Origin of the sequence: Celeribacter halophilus (genome assembly GCF_018860305.1) — a bacterium.
In the GTDB taxonomy this organism is placed as follows: Bacteria; Pseudomonadota; Alphaproteobacteria; order Rhodobacterales; family Rhodobacteraceae; genus Celeribacter; species Celeribacter halophilus_A.
The window spans coordinates 25,446-46,819 of sequence record NZ_JAHKPE010000008.1; the positions used below are offsets into that span (position 1 = coordinate 25,446).

A 21,374-nucleotide genomic window follows, 5' to 3' on the forward strand; every position below is an offset into this window, starting at 1 on the left:
AAGAGAACAGTATTAATCGTTGTCATTCAGTCCTGCTCCTGCCCCCCTCAGACGGCTTTCCTCTGTCGCTGGCGCGAATGTGCGATGCGCGAATATGGCGAGGCGGTCCCAGTCTTCGGGGCTGACATTGGCACGAATAACGGGTTTACGGTGCCCGATCATCTCGGCAGGCGCATAGAACGTCACGCGCTCGGCAAGGTTGATCGTCAATTTCTCGGTGTCTCCTTCCAAGGAGAGATGATGCCCGTCTGTGGTTAGTTTTAGCCCGTCCCAAGCAACGGCTACAGGATTTTGAAGTCGCAAAGCAGCTCCCCCCATGAAAGGAACAGCGAGAAGCGGCACACACAGATGCTCCATTGTGATCGAGCCGCGTTCCATAAGTTGTACCGCACAATCGCTAAGCGATGCGCCCGCGATCAAAGGGCTCAAGCGCCCTGAAGGTGCGCGCCAGGAGGTTGCACGCAAGGAGACCGGCGATACATCCACCAAAGGCAAACGATCATTCATTTCCAAAAGCTGGGCAAGAAGTGCGGCTCCGGGCAAATTGAAAGCCGACAGCCAGCGCGTGCCTTTTGCCGCCTCCTCAGCAAGCCCCCAGGAAAGCCCGGACCCACGCGCAGCGCGTTTACTCATGGCTTCGATTTCGTTCAAAGAATGGCTCATGCGCTCACCTCGTCTAAATCAGGATAGACCCAATAATCACAGTTTTCCTGCGTAAGTTCAGGTGGCATAGGTGCATTGCCATAGAGGCAGATTCTCACCCAGCGATCAGAACGCGGATCGAACTTGGTCGCTCCAAAAAAGGCGAGTTTACAGCGCAGCATGTCGATCGGCATAATCTGGTCGGAAATCGTATTGTCGCGGATTTCTGCATAGGGAGCGCGTCCGACAATCTGACTGCGGCGCACCGAATGGCGATGTTCCGGATGACGCAGCAGAAAATTAGCCACTGTGGCATCGCTCGGCCAATGCGCAAGGCAAGCATAAAGCTCTGCAGCATCTCGACCGGGCGCAAGGGGTTGTTCAAACGCTTCAATAGGTTCTTTGAATCGCTCTCCAAGTCTTGGTTCCAGTTTTTCTTCAGACACATACCAGGCACGCGCCTTGTTCGCCGGCTCAGCCCAGTCGGTCTCAATGGCCCAGCCATAAATATTTTCCAAAAGAGAACGCAATTCTCCAAGGCTCATCTTACCTGCAATTCGGAAAGTTGCGGTATTGTCAGCAGCCATAGTCTCAGCCAGAGAGTCGACAATCTCCCCGTAGGGTTCCAAGAGCAAAGATACGATCCATTCCTGTCCTTCCGTGCTCAGGTGAGCCTCGGCCCAGCGATATAGGGCATCCCAAGCATATGGGGCCGCTAAATCCATTTCCGATAAATAGTTTTGCAAACGAGTAGTGTCGTCACGTAGCGCTTCGAGCTTGGTCACCTGAACAGGGTGCTCGGATCGCCAATTCCCCAATAACTGCAGGTTGCGTGCAAAAAGTGCACGGAACAGGGCAATAGCTTCGGGCGTTGCATTTTCGACCGAACGCACACGGCTGAGAGCGGCTTCCCGCGCTGCAATCCAATTGTTGAACAATACGGGGTGATTCAAGAGAAAGGGCGCCATACCAAGCCCTGTTGAGTTGCCTATCCCGATAGAGCGGGCGATCGCACTGTCAAGATTCGCGGCAGTGTTGCCTGCTTCTGCCGCTTGGCAATCCGCCATGTGCTGTACGAGATCCCTGACAAACCAGCGTGTCAGATAGACCGACAGCATCTCAACTTGAAACGGAACAGCGAATTCCGGCCGGTCCGCAATCATTTCACGGTCTGCTGCACCGAGTTTGCCTGAACCGTAAACCGCAGTTGTCCGCATCAAATAGCCAACCCTGTCAATTTGGTCCTGCGAAGGCTGATGACCCGCGGCCAAAGCACTCACCACATGATCCCAAAGCCGGACAGATCTGTTGGCGCGCGATACAGAAAGCTCTGTACTGGTCACACGCCCGGCCTCTTGAAGTGGAATATTTTGCGCCAATCGAGCGATATCTTTGGGCGTCGGAATGCCATCAAAGAGTGTGAATGTTGCGTCCCACGCTTCTGCGATAACCCGATCCGACCGTTTTTCATTTGGCAGATTATGGGCAAAGGCAATCAGAGAATAGGCATGGTCCGGTGCGTAGGCGGTATAGACTGCATGGCCCTCACCTCGGTCATTTATATGAAATTCCGTCTGTGCAAAACGCCATTTTTCACGGGCCATACGACGAGTTAAAATGCGCATGAAGGACAGGCGTGACTGGTGAAGTGAACCGAGGCGAACAAGGCGCATAACAGTATCGGGATCACGCAGAGGAACATTCATCATTTGGTCAGACCTTTGCAGTGTGGAAGCGTAGTGAATTTCCATGTTTTGGGGGTGGCGCAACAAGCCGAATAGGAAGCCCGGGCGCTAAACGCGCCCGGAAAAACTTAGTCCTTTTTCCCTTTGGCAAGCGTGATGCGCAGGGCATCCCACAAGGAAGGAAGCAAAAGGAGAGACACAGGAACGGCTGTCACAACGATAAAGCTTTGCAGCTTGGACACGCCGCCAGAGCCCACAGAGATCAGGATAATCGCCATCACCCCCATCGCAATGCCCCAAAACACCCGAACCGGCACGGAAGGCGTTTCATCGCGGCTCATGACCGAAGCGATCATATAGCTCATCGAGTCGCCTGTCGTTGCCACGAAAATCGTGGTTAGGATCAGGAACAACAAGGACACAAGAAAGCCCATCGGCAGGTTCGAAGTGATTGCCAAAAGCGCTGCCGGAAGATTGAAGCCTTCAAACGCTGATGAAACAACGCCCGGCTCGGCCAATTCCATCGCAATGCCCGTTCCACCCACAATTGTGAACCAGAAGTTAGTTACAATCGGTGCAATGATCGAAAGCATGATAATGATCGAGCGTATAGAACGTCCTCGCGATACACGTGCGATGAACATTGCCATTAGCGGGCCATATCCCATGAACCATCCCCAAAAGAAGACCGTCCACCAGCCGAGCCAGCCCGGCGCACCAAAGACACCAGCATCCCCGCGATAAAGCGCCATATCAAAGAAATGGGCAATGTAGCTCGTAAACCCTGTGAAGAACGTGCTGAAGATAAAACCTGTCGGCCCGGCAAGAAGCACAAAGACAAGCAGCACTGAAGCCAGAATGACGTTAAGCTTGGACAGGAATTGAATACCGCGAGAAAGGCCGGTCATGGCCGAGATCGTATAGATTGCCACAAGGCCCCCGATGACGGCGAATTGTGTGGCAAAGACATTCGGGATACCGAAAAGCTCCGCAAGCCCATAGCTCACCTGTAGTCCGAGAAAGCCGATCGGCCCCACGGTCCCCGCCACAACAGCGATGATGGAGGCAGCATCCGCAATGATGCCGATAGGGCCGTGAATGGCTTTGTCGCCAAAGACCGGATACAACAGCGTACGCGGCGCGAGTGGCAGGCCTTTTTCATAATGGTAATGCATCAGCATGATCGTGGTCAGAGAGCCGAGAATGGCCCAAGCCAGAAAGCCCCAATGCATAAAACTCTGAGCAATAGCAGGGGTCACGGCTTCGGGCGTCCCGGATTCGGCCCCAAAGAGCGGCGGCGACGAGAGAAAATGCGCAATCGGCTCACCTGCTGCCCAAAACACACCACCTCCCGCCAGAAGCGTGCACATAATCATCGAGCCCCACTGGAACGTGGTGAATTCTGGTTTTGCAATATTACCCATGATAGCGCGCCCGCCAGGCAGAACGCAGAGCAACAAGCCGATCAGAAAGGTCGCCAGCAGCAGAAATTGCCAATAGAGACCAAAATAGGTCGCTGCGATGTTAAAGCTCCAATCGACCGCCCTGGAAAGGGCGTCGAGATTAATTAGAGCAGCCAGGCAGAAAAGGGCGATAAAACCGCCGGAAATTACAAACACAGGGATATTTATTCGCTTTCCCTGAGTTGTGTTGGTTTGCGATGTTTCAGTCATTTGGGTCTCCTGTTGGGGGGAGGTGGACGCGGTTTTTTGTGCGTCCGTTCTTGTTTTGGATTCAGTGTTCAAGTTATGTTGCCGAACCTGGAGCAGGACCGAAGTTGTCTTTGAAAAAACGATACCAGTTGCCGCCCATGATACCCTGCACCTCGGCCTCACTTAGGCCGGTGGCACGCAGGCCCTGTTCAATATTCGCAAAATCACGGTTGTCGGCGAACCAATAGGGCATAGGTGGAAAGCCCGGTGCGGACTTTGAACCTTCGCCATAGTCGATTTCTTTGGTCCAACGACCGACACGCATCCATTCGACAACGCTATCAGGTTGATCTTGGCAAAGATCCGTACCGATACCCAAATATTCAGCGCCATAACGTTCAGCGCTACGCGCGATCATCTCGCAGAACTCTGTCAGGCTACAGTCAGATTTGTCTTTCAGGTGGTGCGGATAGGTGGAAAACCCCAACATACCGCCGTTTTGCGTAACTGCGCGGATCACATTATCGCGTTTGTTGCGCAGCGCTGGTGCCCACTCATAAGGATTGGCGTGAGTGATGGCGATAGGGCGTTCAGAATACTCTGCAGCCTCAATCGTTGATCGGTCTCCAGAGTGGCTCATATCAACCACAAGGCCCACTCGATTCATTTCGCGGATAACTTGTTTACCCATGCGGGTGAGGCCACCATCTTCGGCTTCATAACATCCGGTCGCCAAAAGGGACTGATTGTTATAGGTGAGCTGCATGAAGCGTGCGCCAAGCGTATGTACAATTTCTACCAGACCGATATCGTCCTCGATCGGGCTCGGGTTCTGAAAGCCGAAAAACACTGCCGTGCGCCCAGTCGCGCGAGCAAGGTCGATATCGGCAGCGGTCAGACCTTTGACAATCAGGTCTGGATATTGTTCGAACCAACGGTTCCATTTCTCAAAATTGAGCACGGTTTCACGGAAGTTTTCGTGGTATGCGATGGTGACGTGAATGGCATCCACATCACCTTCGCGCAGCTGGCGAAATATTTTTTCAGACCAGTTGGCATATTGAAGTCCATCGATCCGCATCAGACTGGCCCTGCGCTGATGTAGGCGGTTTTGACCGTCGTGTAGAATTCCGCAGCCGCTTTACCTTGCTCGCGTGAACCATAAGAGCTGTCGCCGCGGCCACCGAAGGGCACGTGATAGTCCGTACCCGCAGTCGGCAGGTTAATGGTCACAACACCTGTGCGCGCGTTGCGACGGAAATGCGTCGCACGAGCCAAAGATTTGGTCACAATACCGGAAGTTAGGCCGAAATTTGTGTCATTCACGACGGCCAGAGCTTCGTCATAGCTGCCAACCTTGATGACCGAAGTGAGCGGAGCGAACATTTCCTCGCGGTTGATGCGCATATCATTGGAGGTATTCAAGAACACACCCGGCGACATGTAATAGCCTTCTGTCGGCATATTCAGCCGTTGCCCACCACAGGCCAGTTCAGCACCTTCCGACTGCCCGAGCGCGACATAGGAAAGATTTTCATCCAGTTGTTGTTCGCTGACGACGGGACCCATTTGCGTGCCCGCTTCAAGCGCGTGCCCGACTTTCATGGCTTGTGCACCAGCGACCAGCTTTTCCACAAAAGCGTCGTGAATACCTTCATGGACAACAAGGCGGGAAGAGGCTGTGCATTTCTGCCCTGTGCCGCCAAAAGCACCGCCAAGAGCTAAAGTCACCGCAAGGTCAAGATCGGCGTCATCCATAACGGCCAACGCATTCTTGGAGCCCATTTCCATTTGAACTTTGGTCAGGTTCTGAATGGCGGCCGCTGCAATACTTTTCCCGACAGGTACAGAACCTGTGAAGGAAACTGCATCAATTTCAGCGCTTTCGACCAGACGTTGCCCCACGCTGCGGCCGGCTCCCATTACGAGGCTGAACAGGCCTTTGGGGATATCCTGACGGTTGATAATCTCCGCAAGCGCTACCGCCGAAGCTGGCGTGATGTTTGCGGGTTTCCACACCACAGCATTGCCGTAGCACAGCGCCGGCGCAATTTTCCATGATGCTGTTGCAGTGGGGAAATTCCATGGGCTGATGATCGCTACCGTCCCGACGGGTTCACGGCGCACATCGATTTCAACCCCCGCACGAACGGAGTCGGCATTTTCACCCAATTGGCGCAGGCATTCCCCAGCGTAGTATGTGAAAAATTGCCCCGCGCGATAGACTTCACCTTTGCCCTCCGCCAAAGGCTTACCCTCTTCGCGCGACAACAATGTACCAAGCTCTTCAGCTCGGGCCATAAGCTCATTGCCAATAGCCATGAGCACAGCTTGCTTGCGCTCCATTCCATAAGCCGCCCATTCAACCTGTGCGATCCGCGCCTGCGCCAAAGTCGCATCAAGTTGTTCGCTGCTGGCCTGTGCAAAAAGTCCAATGAGATCGGACAGATCAGACGGGTTGCGATTTTCTATTTCGCTTTCGCCTATCTGCCACTCTCCGGCGATGAGGTTTTTGTGAATCTCGGTCATGGTTTTCGCCTCGCAAAACATCTGATTTACTCCTTATGGACATAGTCGTTTCATTCAGGCAAATTTAAACTTCTTAAATATATTTCAATTTTTCTGAAATGGAGTTCCCTATGCTAAAAATCGAGATGCTACGCGGCTTTGTTGCGGTGGCACGAAACGGGAACCTGAGCGATGCCGCGGCTGAGCTTGGACGAACACCGTCAGCGGTCTCCATGATGCTCAAGCAAATGGAGGAGCATCTCGGCGAACCATTATTCGAAACAGACCGCAAGAACCGACTAACCCCGTTTGGCATTTTTGTCTTGGATCAGGCCGAGCGTGAGTTACAGCATTTCAATACAACGGTACGCGCCATTGAAGGCTATGCGAATGCAGTCTTCGGATCTGTTCGTATAGCCACTGTTCCCTCTGTTGCGGGGACCATCATGCCTCAGGTTTTTTCGCGATATTTCAATTCTTTCAACCAAGTGGACATAGAACTGCGAGACATTGACTCCCAATCCATCGTACATGAGCTGTCCCGCAACAGGATTGATCTCGGGATCGCAACGCTCACAAAACATATCTCGGGCTTGCACAGTCAAGTGCTCATGTCAGATGCTTTTGGAGTCATATGCGCCCCCGACCATCGCCTCGCCCGATCTGCCGACCCGATTGAATGGGAGGCCTTGGCAGAAGAAAGCATTATTGCGAACAGTCTGTCAGAGCATATCGAAGCCCCGGCTTCACGTCAGCTTCACACAGCAGCTCGCCTAAAGGCCCATAATGTAGTCTCCATTCTTGGGATGGTGCGGGCCAATATTGGCGTAACCCTACTTCCCAGAATGACACTTATGGCGTTTCGACCGGGCGAGTTGGCATTTCGACCTCTCGCCGACGAATCAGCCCGCCGAGAGTTACACCTCTTGCGAAAAGCAGACGCGACGCTCTCTCCTGCAGCCCGCTTGATGGAACAGCAAATCCTTGAAACGGTCGCATCGCTTCAGGCTTGAGCAAAATCACACTGACCTTGAACTTGGTTGGCAATCCAACTTCCCATGCAGAGAGCCGGAGGATGCAGAAACACAGACTGATACACAGGCAGACAGGTTAATTTTGTCCCCGAAGTCGCCGCTATGTCCGATCCGGAAATGCACTGCCTCACGAAATTAACGCCAGAACCCTGAATTTCAGATGTTTTTCTATGAGCTTCTCCGCTGTTGCATGTCAGGAAAGCTGTACATTTCGTCATAGGTCCAATCGGGATCATGCCATGAAATCATCTTGCCCGGATTAAGGAGCCCTTTGGGGTCGGCTTCAGCTTTGAATTTCAACTGGCGCTCATCTGTGGATTGGCGCCCGCCCTCTTCCAGCGTGTAGCGGTGTGGGTTGAAGATCATCGCGCCGATCTCTTCATGAGCAGCGACGATCTCGTCGAGCCGAGCTTCAGAAGTAAACTTCACCATAGAAAGTCCTGTGAAAATCGGGCGCCCATGCTCACGGGTGACTTCGAGATGCGTGATGACCTCACCTTCGAATTTCCTGCGCATGGTCTCGACCTGTGCGCGTTTTTCGTCACCAGCAAATCGGATTTGCAGGTAGGTGATCGACGGGTCCACCTTCAACGCCCGCAGGGTGGTATGGTTCCAGCTATACTCAAACACATGGCCGGGGCTGCGCGCCCAATCGGACTGGTCAGAGCGATAAATCAAACGTGCGGACGGCGCGTTGGCTTCCAGAAAGGCCAGAAACCCGTCCATGCTCTGCGGAGCGACCATAAGGCCGACCAAATGGGTGCCTGCCGAGACATAGGGCTGCACCCGTTTAAAATAGGCATGTGCCGTGGGTGCCTCGAACACAGAGGCCAGTTTCAGAAGGATACCGTCTTCATGGGCAACATCATCGGCACAGGCCATGGCATCTTCGAACGTATCGAAAGCCAGAAATACATCGCACCACTCATAGGCAGGCGCCAACGGCATTTCAATTTCGGTGATGATCCCGTTGGTTCCATAGGCATGGCTCACCCGCGCCATATCCGCACCGGTAATATCCATGACACGCGGCTCTTTTTCCATCGTGATCACACGGATGCGAAGAATATTTCCGAAGTCCCGCAAAGACCCCCAATGCACCGATCCGATCCCGCCCGAGCCGCCTGCGATATAGCCGCCGATGGTGGCGGTGGACCATGTTGAGGAAATCATCCGCAATTCCTGCCCGCTCTCTTCGCGACACGCCAGATCAATGTCTTTGAGCAGGCAACCCGGCTCCACCACGACACGGCCCGTAGAGATTTCCTTAATCTGCGCCATGTTCTGCATATGCATCACACAGCCCCCCGCCAAGGGCATCGCCTGCCCGTAATTGCCGGTCCCAGCCCCGCGCACCGTCACAGCTACGTCATGGGCGTAACACGTCCTGAGCACCTCGATCACCTCTGCCTCATTGCGCGGAGAAACGACAAAATCACCACAGACCTCATCGAGCCGAGCTTTCAGAACCGGTGAATACCAAAAGAAATCGCGGCTTTTCTGACGCAAAACATTCGGGTTGGTATCGAGGTCGAGATGGGAGAGCGCTTGGCACGCAGCGGCAATATTCGAATGCGTCATATGAATCTCAGTTCAAGTGTTGGAGGTGATGAGAGGGAATGCGTCTCTGATGAGGGATGCGCCAGTCCGGGTCGCAATCGGGTGATGGTCCCAAAATTGTGCCACGGGCCAGTTGCGTGGCGAAAACACTGTATCAGGATGAGCGTAGCGGATCGAAATGCGACGGAATGTATCTGCGCATTGGCCACCCGCCGCGTGCAAAGTGCGACTGTCCATCAGGATCGCATCGCCACGCTTTGCTGGCGGTGTGATGACGCGCCATGTATCAGGATCGGCCTCAATATCAGGCACAGGTTGCAACACCTGTTTTTGCCCTGCCAAAGTGGCATTCCCCGCGGAAAACTCCACCGGACCATACATGACTTCGCTATGGCTTCCTGCCGCGACCTTGAGACCCACTGGCCCCGGCGGTGTGTCGAGTGCGATCCAGATGGTCAAAAACCACGGTTCCAACGGGTGATAGGGGTGATCCTGATGCCAAGGCGAAATCGTCCCTGCACCGCGTTCGGAATAGAACCATTGGTCTTCCATCAAAATCACGTCTTTGGTGCCAAATGCCTGAGCTGCCAAACGCGGTAAAACGCCTTTGTGGGTCAGATCATGGATAGCGGCATTATCTGGCCAGCGAAACAATTCCGATTGAACCAACGGCGCGCCCTCGGGCGACAGGGTGCGAAATGTCGGGCCCGGCATGGCCCGACAGGTTTCGATCGCCACATTCAACGCGTCGCAAGCCGCGCCATCCAACACATTTGGAACAAATGCATAACCATCATCCCCCAATGCTGCGGCAATATCTATTTTTGAGGAGGCGCGTTCTGTGACAGCCATGACTTATCCGATCTTCAATACGCCAAGCTGATCATAGACCGACAGACCGTCCCACATGGACCAGCATTCCAGGATCTTACCGTCTTTGAGACGCAACAGGTCCATACCCGCCATGGTGATGTCTTTGCCCGTGGCCGCGACATCGCCGTAAGCTCCGATATGCTTGCCGGTTGTGGACCAGTTCAGGACAACCTGATCGCCTTCAGCGACAAGATGGTGAATGGTCGTTTTCTGATCGGTAAAGGCCCCGAAATAGCGGTCCACGTCTTCACGCACCACATCAATGGCCGTGCCATCGAAATCGGTCATATGCACTTCGGCCTCGGGCGACCAATAGGTTTCGATCGCGGATTTGTCCCCCTTGCCCCACAGGGTTTCATGATAGGTACGAACAATCTCTTTGTTTGTTTCTTCGAGAGAGAGCGTCATGATGGTTTTTCCTTTTTCATTTGACGTTTCTTGATGATTTGCATGAACCGGCTGTCCTCCAGCCGCGCCCGACGGACTTTGGTCGGGATAGGTTTGGACATGAGGCGTTTCCACTCGGCCAGATAGGCGCGCATGGGCGCTTCGGACGCGACAGTGCCTGTGACCAGCCCGTCTTCGTCCACTACGTCGCCGGCCCCTGCACCGCGGGAAATGTCGATCCACTCCTCCTCATCGACACGCAGCCCTTCCTGAACGCGCTCGAACATCTCGAAGTCATCCGGCGTGCCAAAGGACAGGAAGTCTTCATCCACACGCAGGCGCATGAGATCGACTTCCTCTTCGGCTTCGGGAGCCATAGAGAGGTAAAAATTCACCTTGGTCCGGTCCGGTGCCACTGGTTCGGGCACCATGATCTGGTTGCCAACGAAAATCAGATTCGGGAAGATCGACAGGTTGATCATATCCCCCGTCATGAGATCGAACATCTCCTGCGCTTCATGGCCTTTTTCGCGCAGGCTCTCTTCCAGATCGTCACGCGTCGGCAAGGGGCGCATCGTGGACCACGGCCCATCGGGAATACCCGGACGCTGATCGACCACACAATGGCCATGTCCCAGCGTTTTGGACACCATCGGCGTGGCCGCAGGATTGCGGGCCAGAACCGTATCCGTATCTGCCGATTTCCCCAATGTGTTGTAGGAGGCATGGGCAAATGTCGCGTGGATACCGTCTGCTGCGTTGTCCCAAGACATTTTCCAGTTTCCTGCAAACTCCTGCACCACCTTGCGCCGCTGCACTTTCATCTTGCCCTTAGAATAGCGTGCCACATGCAGATCAAGCCACGGCCCCGCCGCGCCCAGCCAGTCATCCACCGGGATCGGATCAGCGGCCAAGGTGCCGAAGATAAAGCCTGCCCGTTCTCCGATGGCGACCTGACCAAGATCAAAGGGGCGCTCGTAGAGCTTGTCATAACTGTCAGGCACCGGGAGGTTGGCAATCCGCCCGTCCAGATCAAAGGCCCAGCCATGATATGGGCAGACAAAGCGTTTCGCACAGCCCGCCTCGCCCGGCACAAGCGTCGTACCACGGTGGGTGCAGCGGTTAATCAGGCCTTTGATCTCACCATGTTCCGTGCGCACGATCAGGATCTGACGTTTACCCATCTGCCGACGGACGTAGTCTCCGGCCTCGGGAATTTCGCTTTCATGCGCCAGAAAGACCCATGTGCCGCCAAAGACCCGCTGCATCTCCAGATCGAACAGTTCCTGATCCGTATAGACCGAGCGATGAAGCAATTCATCCCGCACCAGATGGTTCATGCGGTCTGTCATATCCGGCCCACGTGCAATCACGGCATCTGGACGGGTCGGATCATCGGGCGCCTTTGAAAGAGGTGTGGTCATGGGAAGTCCTTTATATAATCCAGCCAAGATGCGGCGTTGACAGCGCAAGCTCTGGCAGAATGAGTGTTTTGGAGGTGATGAGGAAACCTGCCCCGTTGCGCTCCAGAGACAGGATTTCGCGCCCCGCGAGTTTGACCGGCGCACCACGGCGCACATGCAGCAACTCGATCGGAGCCGTAGCGACAATCTCCGAGCCCGCATCCCATGCTTCGACCGCACCGATCTGGCGGACCGTCAAAGGGGCAGGTGCCACCACAGCCCAAGCCTGCGGATCGAAAAAATGCGCCACGCGTTCAGACAGCCTGCGCCGGTCGTCATAGATCAGAGCCTGATCCTTTGCTGGATGGTCATCGGGATGAACAGGCACCCAGAATTGCATCTCGTCCGACAACAGAGCCTGCCATTGATCGAAAGCCCGTGCATCCAGAAGCCGGGCTTCAGCCGCCAGAACTGGTGCAATTTCTGCATTCAATTCGCGTTCAGACAGAGAAGCCGTTCGGGTGTAGGTCAATCGCCGCACCATCGCGTCATAGCGGTCATGGACCCGTTGAACAGCAGCGGTTTTCTCGGAAAAAGCGGTCACAGTCATCAGCGCACCTGTTCCGGAGCGTAGATTGTCAGAACCACCCGTTCGAGCGCACCCACGGCCGCATAGGCCAGAGCAGACAGTCCAGTGACGGCTGCAATAGAAGAGTAAAGCATGTTGTAATCCGAAGTTGAGGTTGTCAAAGCCATGAGATTTCCGATCCCTGTGCCGGTCGAAAGCCATTCGGCCACGGTCACGGCGAGGATGGCTGCGGGAACGGCCATACGGGCCGAAGCGAAAAAAGCGGGCAACATGGCGGGCACCCGCGCCAAGAACAGTGTGCGCAGCGGCGACGTGGCAAAGCTGTTGAACACATCCAGAATTTGCCCCGGCGCCTGTCTGAGCCCCTGCAAGCAGGCAATCAAGGTCGGGAAAAAGATCATCACAGCCACGATGGTGATTGTGCCCGCCGCACCACGACCGAGGCACAGCACGATCAGAGGCGCAGTGGTCACAATCGGGATTGAGCGCAAAGCGATCGACACCGGAAGGACAAGACCGGCAAGGTTCGGCATCAGGACAAAGACTCCTGCCAGAACCGCGCCCATGAGCAATCCCGCCAGATAGCCCGGCACAGCAAAGGCCATGGTTTCCCCCATCGCCTCCCAGAGAACGAGGCGATGTTCCAGAGCCTTGGGCGAGGTCACGAGATAGGACCAGACATCCATCGGGCGCTTGGCGAAAAAGCTGTTGACGTCGAAAAACTCGAACAGCCCCCACCACAGGATCAGCACAGCGACCAATGTCGCAAGCCCGAGCCCACAGGTTTTGAGCCATTTCGCCCAACGTCCTGATCCATTATTTTGTGCAGGGCTGGCCATAATGATGCTCGGGCGATCAGGCCAGAGATATTTGCCAATCCCGCCCACCGCCAGATAGGCCAGAATGGACACAAGCGACGCCACCGTTGCCAAGGCCCAAGTGGCTTGCACATCCAGACTGCGCATGGCCTGAATCGCCAGAACGCCCATGCCCCGTTCGGCACCGGTAAACTCACCCACCATCGCGCCCAGAAAGGCGGCTGGGGCAGCAATCTGCAGACCCACCACGAGATAGGGCAATGCGGCCATCGCACGCACAACGGTCAGTTCTTTCCAGCGCCCGTGTCCGAAACTTGCCACCAGATCAAGCCATGTGGAAGGCGTTGCCCGCAGCCCGACAACCGTCGGCACAAAAGTCGTATAATAAACGGCCAGTGCAGCCAGAGTCACTTGCGGACCAAGTCCGGGTCCATAGAGAACCCGCAAAATCGGCCCCGTCGCCACCAAAGGCAGACAGAAGACAACCAACGCCAGGGACTGCACAAGATTTTCAAAACGCGGCACCAGAACGACCAGCGCCGCCAGAGCGATACCGGCCAGATTGCCCCAGACAAAGCCCCACATCGCCTCGTATAGTGTGACGGATAGGGCGCGGAGCATCAATCCACTGTTCTCGATCAAATAGCGGGTCACATCGACAGGTCCCGCCAGAAGATATGTGCTTGCCAAAGCGCGGGCCAGAATTTCCCACCCCACCAGCACACTGATCAGGGAGAGAACCGCCATGGTCGCTCGCGGCGCAACAGTCATGAGAGGGGCGCGAAGGGTCTGGGTCATTCTGCGGCAACCCTCTTTCCCGCGCCTTTGTTGTCAAACAGGATCTCGGAGACCTCATGCTCGATCTGGCGAAAGGCTGCGCTGTCGATCATGCGGGCGGTGCGTGGACGCTCCAGAGCCACATCGATATCCGCAACAATCGTGGCGGGCCGTGCAGAAAGGACCAGAATACGATCCGACAACAGCACCGCCTCGCTCACCGAATGGGTCACAAGCACGGTTGTTGCACCCGGCTTTTCCCAAAGTCTCGGCAATTCCAGATTGAGCCTGCGCCGCGTCAATTCATCCACCGCGCCGAAGGGTTCATCCAGCAGCAAAAGATTGGGCCGTGTCGCCAGACACCGTGCAATCGCCGCTCGTTGACGCATCCCGCCTGATAGGGCTGCGGGGCGTTTGTCTTCAAATCCGGCAAGACCCACGCGGGCAATCAGATCGTCCACGGCGATCTTGTCTGCAGGCTGTCCGGCCAGCTTGCGCGCCAAAGCCACATTGCTCCGAACAGTGCGCCACGGCAAAAGCGACGGATCTTGAAAGGCGACGGATAGAGTCCCTTTCTTACTGGTCATACGCGGGCTCTCCCCCGCAATGAGAACAGAGCCCTCTGTCGGGGTTTCCAGTCCAGCCACCATGCGCAACAGGGTCGACTTGCCACAACCCGACGGGCCGACAAGCGCGGTCGTCGTGCCTGAGGCAAAGGTCACATCGGTCGAGGCAAGCGCCTCGACCTGTTGTGCGCCATGTCCAAAGACCTTTCGTAGGCCATTGCACACGACATCCGGCGGCTTAGGAAGCTCAGAGGGCATTTCCATGAACCTCTTCAAGCAGCGACCGGTCCCAGAGCTCCGCTGACACAGTCCGCCCGAGCAAGCCAAGCGTCTCGATATTCGCCGCCACCGTCTCGTCGGTAAACCAGCCGAAGCCTTTGCTTTCCGTCAGTTCGGAATACATCAGCCCGACCTGTGCTGCGGCCTGAATTTTCTGGGTCTCCAAATCAAGACCGCTGTCAGGGAACATCTCGACCGTCAACGCCGCTGCCGCATCGGTGTCCTTTTCATAGTCCTGCCAGCCACGCACCTCGCCTTTGAGAAGTGAAAGCAATGTCGCGCGATCATTCTTGATCGCGTCCTCTGTGGCGATGTAAGTCTGCGAATGCACCGCATATCCGAAATCAGCCAGAAGCATCACGGTGTTCTCCACACCAGCAACCGTCATGGCCACCGGAAGATCGGTTTTCCAACAGAGCAAACAATCGACCTGACCGCTGACCAGAGGGGCCGCGTCATATTGGGTCGGCACCACTTCGATCTTGTCGACGTCCACCCCGTTGATTTCACACAACGCTTGCAACACTGGCATGTTCGAGGTCGCCATACCGATGGATTTTCCTTCAAGGTCTTTCGGCTCGTTCACCGGATTAGCCGAGAGAGAGGCAATAGCAAACGGGTTCTTCTGCATCGCCACGGCAATGATTTTGAAGGGCGCGCCCTGCTCGACCGCCGCCGCCGTATAGTCGGCAGCAGAAATCCCCATCAACGCCGTGCCGGAGACAACCGGAGGCTCCACAGGTGCGTTCGGGCCACCGGATTGCAAAGCAACCTCCAACCCTTCTTCACTCCAATAGCCTTTGTCGAGGGCGATATAACTGCCGCCGAACTGGACTGAAGGCAGCCACGAAAGTTGAAAATTCACAGCGGCCTGGGCCCGCAGGGGGCCAGCAAGAGCCAGCCCGCCAAAGGCGGCGGCACCTTGAAGAAAACGGCGTCTTGGGAGTGCGAAGTGCGTCATTGGCTTGTCTCCTTGTGAGATCATTTGCTGGGGAGGAACGTCAAATCATAGGCTTTGGTCGGGTCGAGCGTCTCCGCATAGACACCGGCCGTTTTCATCGTCTCGGCAAAACTGTTCCAACGGGCCGCATCCATGCTGCCAATGGGCAGGTCGCTTTCACCCGTCACCATATCGAGCGCAATCATCTGGGACATTTTGAAATCAAACAGAGCCGCGGAATGGTCAGGATTGGCTGCCATCACCGCCTGCTTGGCCGGTTCGTAGTCTCCGTCAATGCAGGCGCGCCAGCCTTCTGCGGAAGCCCCAAGAAAAGCTTCGACCGCTTCGCGCTTCTCGTTCAGCCATTTGGACATGCCGAAGACCGTCGAGGCGTAATCCTGATAGCCATAGTCCGCCAAAAGGATCGACACGGGCGGCTCATCCATTTCCGCGCCGAGCAAGAAGACATCTTCGGTCACATACCCCTGCTGAACCGCGCGTTTATCCGCCAGAAACGGAGCCGAGGAATAGGCATAGGGACGTAACTGCTCGTCGCGGAACCCATGTTCTGCCTTGAGGAATTGCCAGAATTCAGTGCGCGAGAAATTCGCCACCATGATCTCGCGGTCTATCAGGTCAGCGAGCGTCTCCACTCCCTGGCCCGGATGCGCCACGAGGCTTTGCGGAGATTTCTGCAAAAACGCTGCTATGGTGACGCCATCAATGCCTTCTGCCGCCATGTTCATGGTGGTGAAAGACGACCCCATCCCCAGATCGACCGCACCGCCGGCCACAAGGATCGGCACATTGGTTTCCGGCCCGCCAGAGACCAGCGTCACATCAAGCCCGGCCTCTTCGTAAAGCCCTGTGGCTTTGGCTTGGAAAAAGCCGCAATGTTCCGCCTGTGGTAACCAGTTGAGGTTATAGGTCAGCGGCGTGAGATCAGCGGCCAGCGCTGGTGTCGCCAGCACCGTAGAGACCAGCAAGAGCGGTCGTGCAAAATAGCGCATTATTCGGTCTCCGAAAGTTCGTGTGAAGCTTTAATTTTCGACATGATGTAGTCACCGCATGTCACTGGCTGATACATTGCCGGATTATCGGCGCTTTGGCAGCTCGGCAGGCAGGCGATTTCCGTGTGCTCGTTCGGCCCCGTAAAGGCCACCATCGACAAACGTCGGGTCGAACCGGTCAGATCGCGCGGGGGATTGGACACGCGATGCAAGGTCGACCGCCAGCGGTTGTTCGTCCAGCGCGCCAGCAAATCGCCGACATTGATCACGAAACTGTCAGGCACCACCGGAGCTTCGCGCCAGACACCTGTGTCATCGCGCACTTCCAGTCCGCCCGGTGCGGAATCCTGACGCAGGATCGTCAACGCCCCGTAGTCATGGTGTTCGCCGTAGCGCAGCTGGCCGGGTTTCGGCGGAACGGGTTGGTCCGGATAGTTCACGAAACGCAAGGTCAACGATGGATCACTGTAGTCATCCTCGAAAAACTCCTCGGGAAGGTCCAACGCCAGCGCCGAAAGACGCGCGAGGTGGCGGCTCAGCGCATTGATTTCTCCGGTCCATTCCCTCACGAGACCCGCCAAAGGCGCGGGATAGTCCGGCCAGAAGTTCTTGCTCTCGCTCTCGGAGCGATGCGGTGCAGCATAGACCAGCGCCTCGCACAGATCCGGCGGGGTTTCTCCGCTCAGCGTTTTCGCAACGCTCTCGATCCCGATAGGAAGGTAGCCCCGCCCCTTGGCCTGTTCCGGCGGAGTGTAGACGGTCTTTTTCTCCATCGGCTGGTCGAAAAAATCCGTCATCGTCTTGTAAAGCGTCTCTGCCAATTCAAGCGGAACACCATGTCCGGTGATGATGGCAAAACCGGTGTTTTCAAACGCATCTCCGAATTCACGCGCGACCCGTTTTTTCGCCTCGGGGTCTCCCCCCAGAAAAGGCGCAATGTCGACGATCGGCAGATTGAATTCACTCATCTTGTAGTGCTCCGCTATTGCTCAAAACTTGGTCTTGTCCAAAGCTAGGAGCACAAAACCGGCGGCGACGAGCGTCTTTTTGCTAGCTTGGCGCGCTCAAAAAGCGCACGCTCTTTGCGAAACCAGCCAGAAACACCGGAAAACAAAGGGCGTCATCGTGCTGCACTCCAGTCTTCTGAAACAGATTGATGAAATCGCGCGAAGCGGATCGATTAGATCAGCGGCAGAGGTGCTTAATGTTTCAGCGTCTTCGATAAACCGCCGTCTCATCCAACTCGAAGAAGAATTCGGGATGCCCTTGTTTCACCGCCACCGACAAGGCATGGCTCTGACCGCAGCGGGAGAAATTGTGGTGGCCCATATTCGCGAGACCCTGCGCGACCACGAACGGATGCATCACCGGCTCAAGGAACTGCGCGGCACACGGGAGACACAGGTGCGCATCTCGGCCATGCATGGTCTGGCCTCGGGCATTTTGCCCCGACTGATCCGGAAGTTTCGTGAGGATCACCCTGAAATCCTGATCACGGTGCGCGCCCAGACCACAACCGGCGTCGAAGCCGATCTCGCTATGGGGGTGGCCGATCTGGGCCTGTCCTACGCCTATCCAAGCGGGCAATCCATTCCTGCCACCGCGATATTCCCCACCCGTCTCGGGGTTGTGGTCGCCGCCAATCACCGCCTTGCCAAGCGCTCCGATCTCCGCCTGATGGAAGTCACTGCCTTTCCCTTGGCTATCGCCGACGAGACCATGACCATCAACCACCTGATCAGCGACGCATTTTCCGCAGCAGGCATTGACCTGCAACCGACCTATAAATCCAATTCTGTCGAACTGCTGAAATCCATGGTCCGCGCAGGAGAAGCGATCACCTTTCTCAGCCGGATTGATGTGGACGAAGACCTGCGCGCCAGTCAACTCGCCTATGTGCCCGTGCTAGGGCGCGAATTGAAAAACCACGAACTACGCCTCGGTCATCGGCAGAACAGCGCGCTGGCAACCCCCGTGACCCTGTTCGAGGAATTCCTGCGCGCCCACATTTCCCTGATCGAAACACCGTGGGTTTAGAGCCTCCCTAACAACAAACAAGTCTTTCAAAGTAGGTGTCGATTTTATGCGCAAATGGGACAAACTGTCTGATGTCAGGCTTATGGGTCCAAATAGCGATATTTGCTAATAGAGTGTTTCTAGCTCATCGTAACCACTGAAGAGTTGAGGATGAGAAAGGCAACGAAGAGCCCCGGCGAGAAGACCGTCAAAGACATTGGTCTTGCCTCGTGTACGTTCCGGTCTCTGAACTCAGAGATGCGGCCTTTCGCTCGAAAGCCAAGGGGCTTATGCCGCCCAGCGATGAGTGGCGACGCGCGGGTTATAGAAGCCATTGATATACTGGAATATCGCTCCTTCTGCTTGGCGTCTGGTTTCGCCAGCATCGCGCAGATCATCGGCCAGTTTCCGATAGCCATAGATCTTCCCGCTGTCCGTACATGCCTGCTTGATCAGCTCGGTCTGACGCATATCTTCCTGCGCACGCTGACTTAACGGTTCTATAAGCCATGCATAGAAACCGCTGAAGTGGACCATCAGCACACGACACATTGACCGCACAGAAAACTCCGCACGGTGAGCCTTAATAAACGCGTACCTCACTGAGACTCTCGCGCGATGTACGCGGTTGCCTTTTTTAGGATTGTCCGCTCCTCAGCAACCCGTGCCAACTCACGCTTCAGCCGCCTGGTCTCTGCCGCTTGTTCAGCAACCTCTGATCTGGTCTGGGGCGCCTTGGAAAATTGCGCCTTCCAAGTGTACGGAGATTTGGTGCTGATCCCCAGTCGTTCAGCAACCTGCTGTGCTACCCAAAGTGTCCCCAGTTAGGGCTAGATTTTCCGCATATTGATCACACAGACGGGCTGGATGCGTCTGGCAATTTCATCAGCGATGCAAGGACGTTATTCCCAATCGCACTGTGCGGTCGTTCTTCGTTGTAGTCTCTACGCCAAGCCTCCAACTTTTCGGCGGTATCTTCAAGCCCCATGAACCAGTGAGCGTTAAGACATTCCTGGCGGAACTTGCCGTTGAACGCTTCGATGTAGGCATTGTCAGTCGGCTTTCCGGGACGAGAGAAGTCGAGCGTAACGTTTCGTTGATATGCCCACAAATCCATGTCGCGAGAGACAAATTCGCTGCCATAACACCTTCGGAATGTCATTGATTGAGAGGCTTTGATCGCCTGCGTAGTCTTCGTGTAACGAAGCAGGTGGTCATAGCCGTGAGAATGCGGATCTTGCGACCTGTAGCCAACTGATCATGAACAAAATCCATCGCCCACCCGAACCTCAGCCGAGACTTCGCGTCCGAAGCGCGTGGGCCTTGGCACGAAAGTTTGCACGAACCTCTGCTTCGTCGATGCCTGCAACCACACGGTTTTCCATAAGAACACGCCCCGCAACAATCGTATGCACCACATCATCCGCGCGACTGGAATAGACCAGCGTCGCGACGGGGTCATAGACGGGCATCGTGTGCGCCGTGTCCAGATTAACCACGATCACATCCGCCGCCATTCCACGCGCCAACTGACCCGTTTCGGGCCTATTCATCGCCTTTGCTCCTTCAGCCGTTGCCATTTCCAAAACTTGATGCGTCGGCAAGAACTCTGCGTCACCGGTTTTGTCTTTGTGAATGATGCTGGCGAATTTCATCTCTTGGAACATATCGAGCGAATTGTGACTGGCAGGACCATCCGTCGCCAAGCCCACCGTCACGCCGTGATGTTGTACGCATTTCAAATGCAGCGTGCCCGAGGACAGCTTGGCATTGCAAACGGGACAATGGGCAATCTTAGTGCCGGTTTCGGCCAAAATACGCGCGTCTTCATCGTCCAACTGGGTACAATGCGCAGCCGTCACGTCGGGTTTCAAAAAGCCTAAAGAATGTAACCAACGCACTGGCGACGTGCCGTAAGTTTCCTGGACATAGGCGTTTTCTTGCGGTCCTTCGGCAAGGTGAGTGTGGATCGGCACCCCATGCGCATCGGCCACTTCGCGCACCAGTTGATACATTTCAGAACCACAGGAATAGGTCGCATGAGGCGAGAGGCCAATCTGTAAAAGCCCGCCATTGCTATGATGATGCTGAGTCACAAGATCACCGTAGCCGTGCAGCGTTTTCCACGACCAATCGGTGATCGATTTATAGATGCCACGATCCGCAAACCCGTACCCCAAAGTCGCCCGCAGCGGGATCACTTTGAGCGCTTCGATCTGTGGTTCCACGGCATAGGCGTCGAAATGTTCGTTGAAGGATGTGATGCCAGACTTCACCATTTCCACGAGGCCATTCATGCTGGCCCAATAAAGCGTGTCTGGATCGAAGTTTTTCTTCAATGTCCACATGGTGCTGAGCCATTCGAACAAACGTACATCTTCCAATAGTCCACGCAGCAACATGTTGGACGCGACATGGGTGTGACTGTTGCAAAAGCCTGACATGATCACACAATTGTTGGCGTCAATCACCTTGCTCGCACCGGATATATCTATCGCATCTGCCGGACCGACCTCGGCAATCTTGGTTCCCTTGATGGTCACCGTGCCACGTTCGATGACTTCGGCGCCGCCCATCGGCATCACAGTGCCATTGGTAATTGCAAGATCGATGGTCAATGTCTTAGCCCTTTCAG

General features: G+C 55.5%; 18 protein-coding genes and 3 pseudogenes. 2 read left to right on the forward strand and 19 right to left on the reverse strand.

Features of this window, described 5'->3' with window-relative positions; all coding sequences use genetic code 11:
* Window positions 1-12 precede the first annotated feature (12 nt).
* The 5 genes from KO492_RS00495 to KO492_RS00515 form a co-directional block, all read right to left on the reverse strand.
* Window positions 13-663: a DUF3726 domain-containing protein gene (locus KO492_RS00495; RefSeq protein ID WP_216043178.1), complete on the reverse strand. Its 651-nt coding sequence runs from the start codon at window positions 661-663 to the stop codon at window positions 13-15.
* On the reverse strand, window positions 660-2,351 hold the full coding sequence (locus KO492_RS00500; protein WP_216043179.1) for a hypothetical protein: 1,692 nt from the start codon (window positions 2,349-2,351) through the stop codon (window positions 660-662). Before KO492_RS00500 ends, KO492_RS00495 begins: the two co-directional genes overlap by 4 nt.
* Window positions 2,352-2,455: 104 nt before the next feature.
* Window positions 2,456-4,000, reverse strand: coding sequence for a BCCT family transporter (locus KO492_RS00505; RefSeq protein ID WP_066605385.1), 1,545 nt, complete (start codon window positions 3,998-4,000; stop codon window positions 2,456-2,458).
* Window positions 4,001-4,073: 73 nt separating this feature from the next.
* Window positions 4,074-5,060 (reverse strand): membrane dipeptidase, encoded by a 987-nt coding sequence (locus tag KO492_RS00510; RefSeq protein WP_216043180.1) that lies wholly within the window; start codon window positions 5,058-5,060, stop codon window positions 4,074-4,076.
* Complete coding sequence (locus KO492_RS00515; protein WP_066605428.1) at window positions 5,060-6,508, reverse strand: aldehyde dehydrogenase family protein; 1,449 nt, start codon at window positions 6,506-6,508, stop codon at window positions 5,060-5,062. Before KO492_RS00515 ends, KO492_RS00510 begins: the two co-directional genes overlap by 1 nt.
* Before the next feature lie 110 nt (window positions 6,509-6,618).
* On the opposite strand from KO492_RS00515, the gene KO492_RS00520 reads away from it, so the two are divergent.
* Entirely contained in the window at window positions 6,619-7,500 is an 882-nt protein-coding gene (locus KO492_RS00520; RefSeq protein ID WP_231730549.1) for a LysR family transcriptional regulator, read from the forward strand.
* Between the two features lie 189 nt (window positions 7,501-7,689).
* Here the strand turns inward: KO492_RS00520 and KO492_RS00525 are convergent, their stop codons facing one another.
* From KO492_RS00525 to KO492_RS00570, 10 genes are read right to left on the reverse strand one after another with little or no spacing between them, the layout of a single operon-like run.
* A complete protein-coding gene (locus KO492_RS00525) occupies window positions 7,690-9,102 on the reverse strand; it encodes an FAD-binding oxidoreductase (protein ID WP_066605383.1) in 1,413 nt (470 codons plus the stop codon).
* A 12-nt stretch (window positions 9,103-9,114) separates the two neighbouring features.
* Entirely contained in the window at window positions 9,115-9,933 is an 819-nt protein-coding gene (locus KO492_RS00530) for a phytanoyl-CoA dioxygenase family protein (RefSeq protein WP_216043181.1), read from the reverse strand.
* Between the two features lie 3 nt (window positions 9,934-9,936).
* Window positions 9,937-10,362, reverse strand: a complete 426-nt coding sequence (locus KO492_RS00535) for an ester cyclase (RefSeq protein ID WP_216043182.1) — start codon at window positions 10,360-10,362, stop codon at window positions 9,937-9,939.
* Window positions 10,359-11,765: an aromatic ring-hydroxylating oxygenase subunit alpha gene (locus KO492_RS00540; RefSeq protein WP_216043183.1), complete on the reverse strand. Its 1,407-nt coding sequence runs from the start codon at window positions 11,763-11,765 to the stop codon at window positions 10,359-10,361. The genes KO492_RS00535 and KO492_RS00540 overlap by 4 nt, the downstream gene beginning before the upstream one ends.
* A gap of 10 nt (window positions 11,766-11,775) precedes the next feature.
* Window positions 11,776-12,354, reverse strand: a complete 579-nt coding sequence (locus tag KO492_RS00545; RefSeq protein WP_216043184.1) for an aromatic-ring-hydroxylating dioxygenase subunit beta — start codon at window positions 12,352-12,354, stop codon at window positions 11,776-11,778.
* Window positions 12,354-13,949, reverse strand: coding sequence for an ABC transporter permease (locus tag KO492_RS00550; protein WP_252735159.1), 1,596 nt, complete (start codon window positions 13,947-13,949; stop codon window positions 12,354-12,356). The genes KO492_RS00545 and KO492_RS00550 overlap by 1 nt, the downstream gene beginning before the upstream one ends.
* Window positions 13,946-14,758 carry an ABC transporter ATP-binding protein gene (locus KO492_RS00555; protein ID WP_436835689.1) on the reverse strand — a complete coding sequence of 271 codons (813 nt, stop codon included), beginning with the start codon at window positions 14,756-14,758 and terminating at the stop codon, window positions 13,946-13,948. The genes KO492_RS00550 and KO492_RS00555 overlap by 4 nt, the downstream gene beginning before the upstream one ends.
* The gene (locus tag KO492_RS00560; RefSeq protein ID WP_216043185.1) at window positions 14,742-15,734 is read right to left on the reverse strand and encodes an ABC transporter substrate-binding protein; all 993 of its coding nucleotides are present in this window, start codon (window positions 15,732-15,734) and stop codon (window positions 14,742-14,744) included. Before KO492_RS00560 ends, KO492_RS00555 begins: the two co-directional genes overlap by 17 nt.
* A gap of 20 nt (window positions 15,735-15,754) precedes the next feature.
* Window positions 15,755-16,723, reverse strand: a complete 969-nt coding sequence (locus tag KO492_RS00565; protein ID WP_216043186.1) for an ABC transporter substrate-binding protein — start codon at window positions 16,721-16,723, stop codon at window positions 15,755-15,757.
* Window positions 16,723-17,691 (reverse strand): isopenicillin N synthase family dioxygenase, encoded by a 969-nt coding sequence (locus KO492_RS00570; protein ID WP_216043187.1) that lies wholly within the window; start codon window positions 17,689-17,691, stop codon window positions 16,723-16,725. Before KO492_RS00570 ends, KO492_RS00565 begins: the two co-directional genes overlap by 1 nt.
* Before the next feature lie 157 nt (window positions 17,692-17,848).
* Between KO492_RS00570 and KO492_RS00575 the strand changes: the two genes are divergently transcribed.
* Window positions 17,849-18,760 (forward strand): LysR family transcriptional regulator, encoded by a 912-nt coding sequence (locus KO492_RS00575; protein WP_216043188.1) that lies wholly within the window; start codon window positions 17,849-17,851, stop codon window positions 18,758-18,760.
* 187 nt (window positions 18,761-18,947) lie between these two features.
* Here KO492_RS00575 and KO492_RS18905 read toward each other — a convergent pair.
* The 4 genes and pseudogenes from KO492_RS18905 to KO492_RS00595 all read right to left on the reverse strand — a co-directional run.
* Window positions 18,948-19,129 (reverse strand): annotated as a pseudogene (locus tag KO492_RS18905) (IS3 family transposase); the annotation flags it as partial.
* Window positions 19,112-19,539: pseudogene (locus KO492_RS18575) on the reverse strand (transposase); the annotation flags it as partial. The pseudogenes KO492_RS18575 and KO492_RS18905, both read right to left, overlap by 18 nt.
* Before the next feature lie 50 nt (window positions 19,540-19,589).
* A pseudogene (locus tag KO492_RS00590) lies at window positions 19,590-19,883 on the reverse strand (integrase core domain-containing protein); the annotation flags it as partial.
* Between the two features lie 145 nt (window positions 19,884-20,028).
* Window positions 20,029-21,357, reverse strand: coding sequence for an amidohydrolase family protein (locus KO492_RS00595; RefSeq protein ID WP_216043190.1), 1,329 nt, complete (start codon window positions 21,355-21,357; stop codon window positions 20,029-20,031).
* Window positions 21,358-21,374 lie beyond the last annotated feature (17 nt).

Bases quoted from the DNA above. Each gene is read 5' to 3' on its own strand.
- KO492_RS00560 (WP_216043185.1), bottom strand. From the start codon at position 15,734: ATGACGCACTTCGCACTCCCAAGACGCCGTTTTCTTCAAGGTGCCGCC.
- KO492_RS00515 (WP_066605428.1), bottom strand. From the start codon at position 6,508: ATGACCGAGATTCACAAAAACCTCATCGCCGGAGAGTGGCAGATAGGC.
- KO492_RS00550 (WP_252735159.1), bottom strand. From the start codon at position 13,949: ATGACCCAGACCCTTCGCGCCCCTCTCATGACTGTTGCGCCGCGAGCG.
- KO492_RS00540 (WP_216043183.1), bottom strand. From the start codon at position 11,765: ATGACCACACCTCTTTCAAAGGCGCCCGATGATCCGACCCGTCCAGAT.
- KO492_RS00510 (WP_216043180.1), bottom strand. From the start codon at position 5,060: ATGCGGATCGATGGACTTCAATATGCCAACTGGTCTGAAAAAATATTT.
- KO492_RS00495 (WP_216043178.1), bottom strand. From the start codon at position 663: ATGAGCCATTCTTTGAACGAAATCGAAGCCATGAGTAAACGCGCTGCG.
- KO492_RS00565 (WP_216043186.1), bottom strand. From the start codon at position 16,723: ATGCGCTATTTTGCACGACCGCTCTTGCTGGTCTCTACGGTGCTGGCG.
- KO492_RS00505 (WP_066605385.1), bottom strand. From the start codon at position 4,000: ATGACTGAAACATCGCAAACCAACACAACTCAGGGAAAGCGAATAAAT.
- KO492_RS00555 (WP_436835689.1), bottom strand. From the start codon at position 14,758: ATGGAAATGCCCTCTGAGCTTCCTAAGCCGCCGGATGTCGTGTGCAAT.
- KO492_RS00535 (WP_216043182.1), bottom strand. From the start codon at position 10,362: ATGACGCTCTCTCTCGAAGAAACAAACAAAGAGATTGTTCGTACCTAT.
- KO492_RS00545 (WP_216043184.1), bottom strand. From the start codon at position 12,354: ATGACTGTGACCGCTTTTTCCGAGAAAACCGCTGCTGTTCAACGGGTC.
- KO492_RS00500 (WP_216043179.1), bottom strand. From the start codon at position 2,351: ATGATGAATGTTCCTCTGCGTGATCCCGATACTGTTATGCGCCTTGTT.
- KO492_RS00520 (WP_231730549.1), top strand. From the start codon at position 6,619: ATGCTAAAAATCGAGATGCTACGCGGCTTTGTTGCGGTGGCACGAAAC.
- KO492_RS00570 (WP_216043187.1), bottom strand. From the start codon at position 17,691: ATGAGTGAATTCAATCTGCCGATCGTCGACATTGCGCCTTTTCTGGGG.
- KO492_RS00530 (WP_216043181.1), bottom strand. From the start codon at position 9,933: ATGGCTGTCACAGAACGCGCCTCCTCAAAAATAGATATTGCCGCAGCA.
- KO492_RS00525 (WP_066605383.1), bottom strand. From the start codon at position 9,102: ATGACGCATTCGAATATTGCCGCTGCGTGCCAAGCGCTCTCCCATCTC.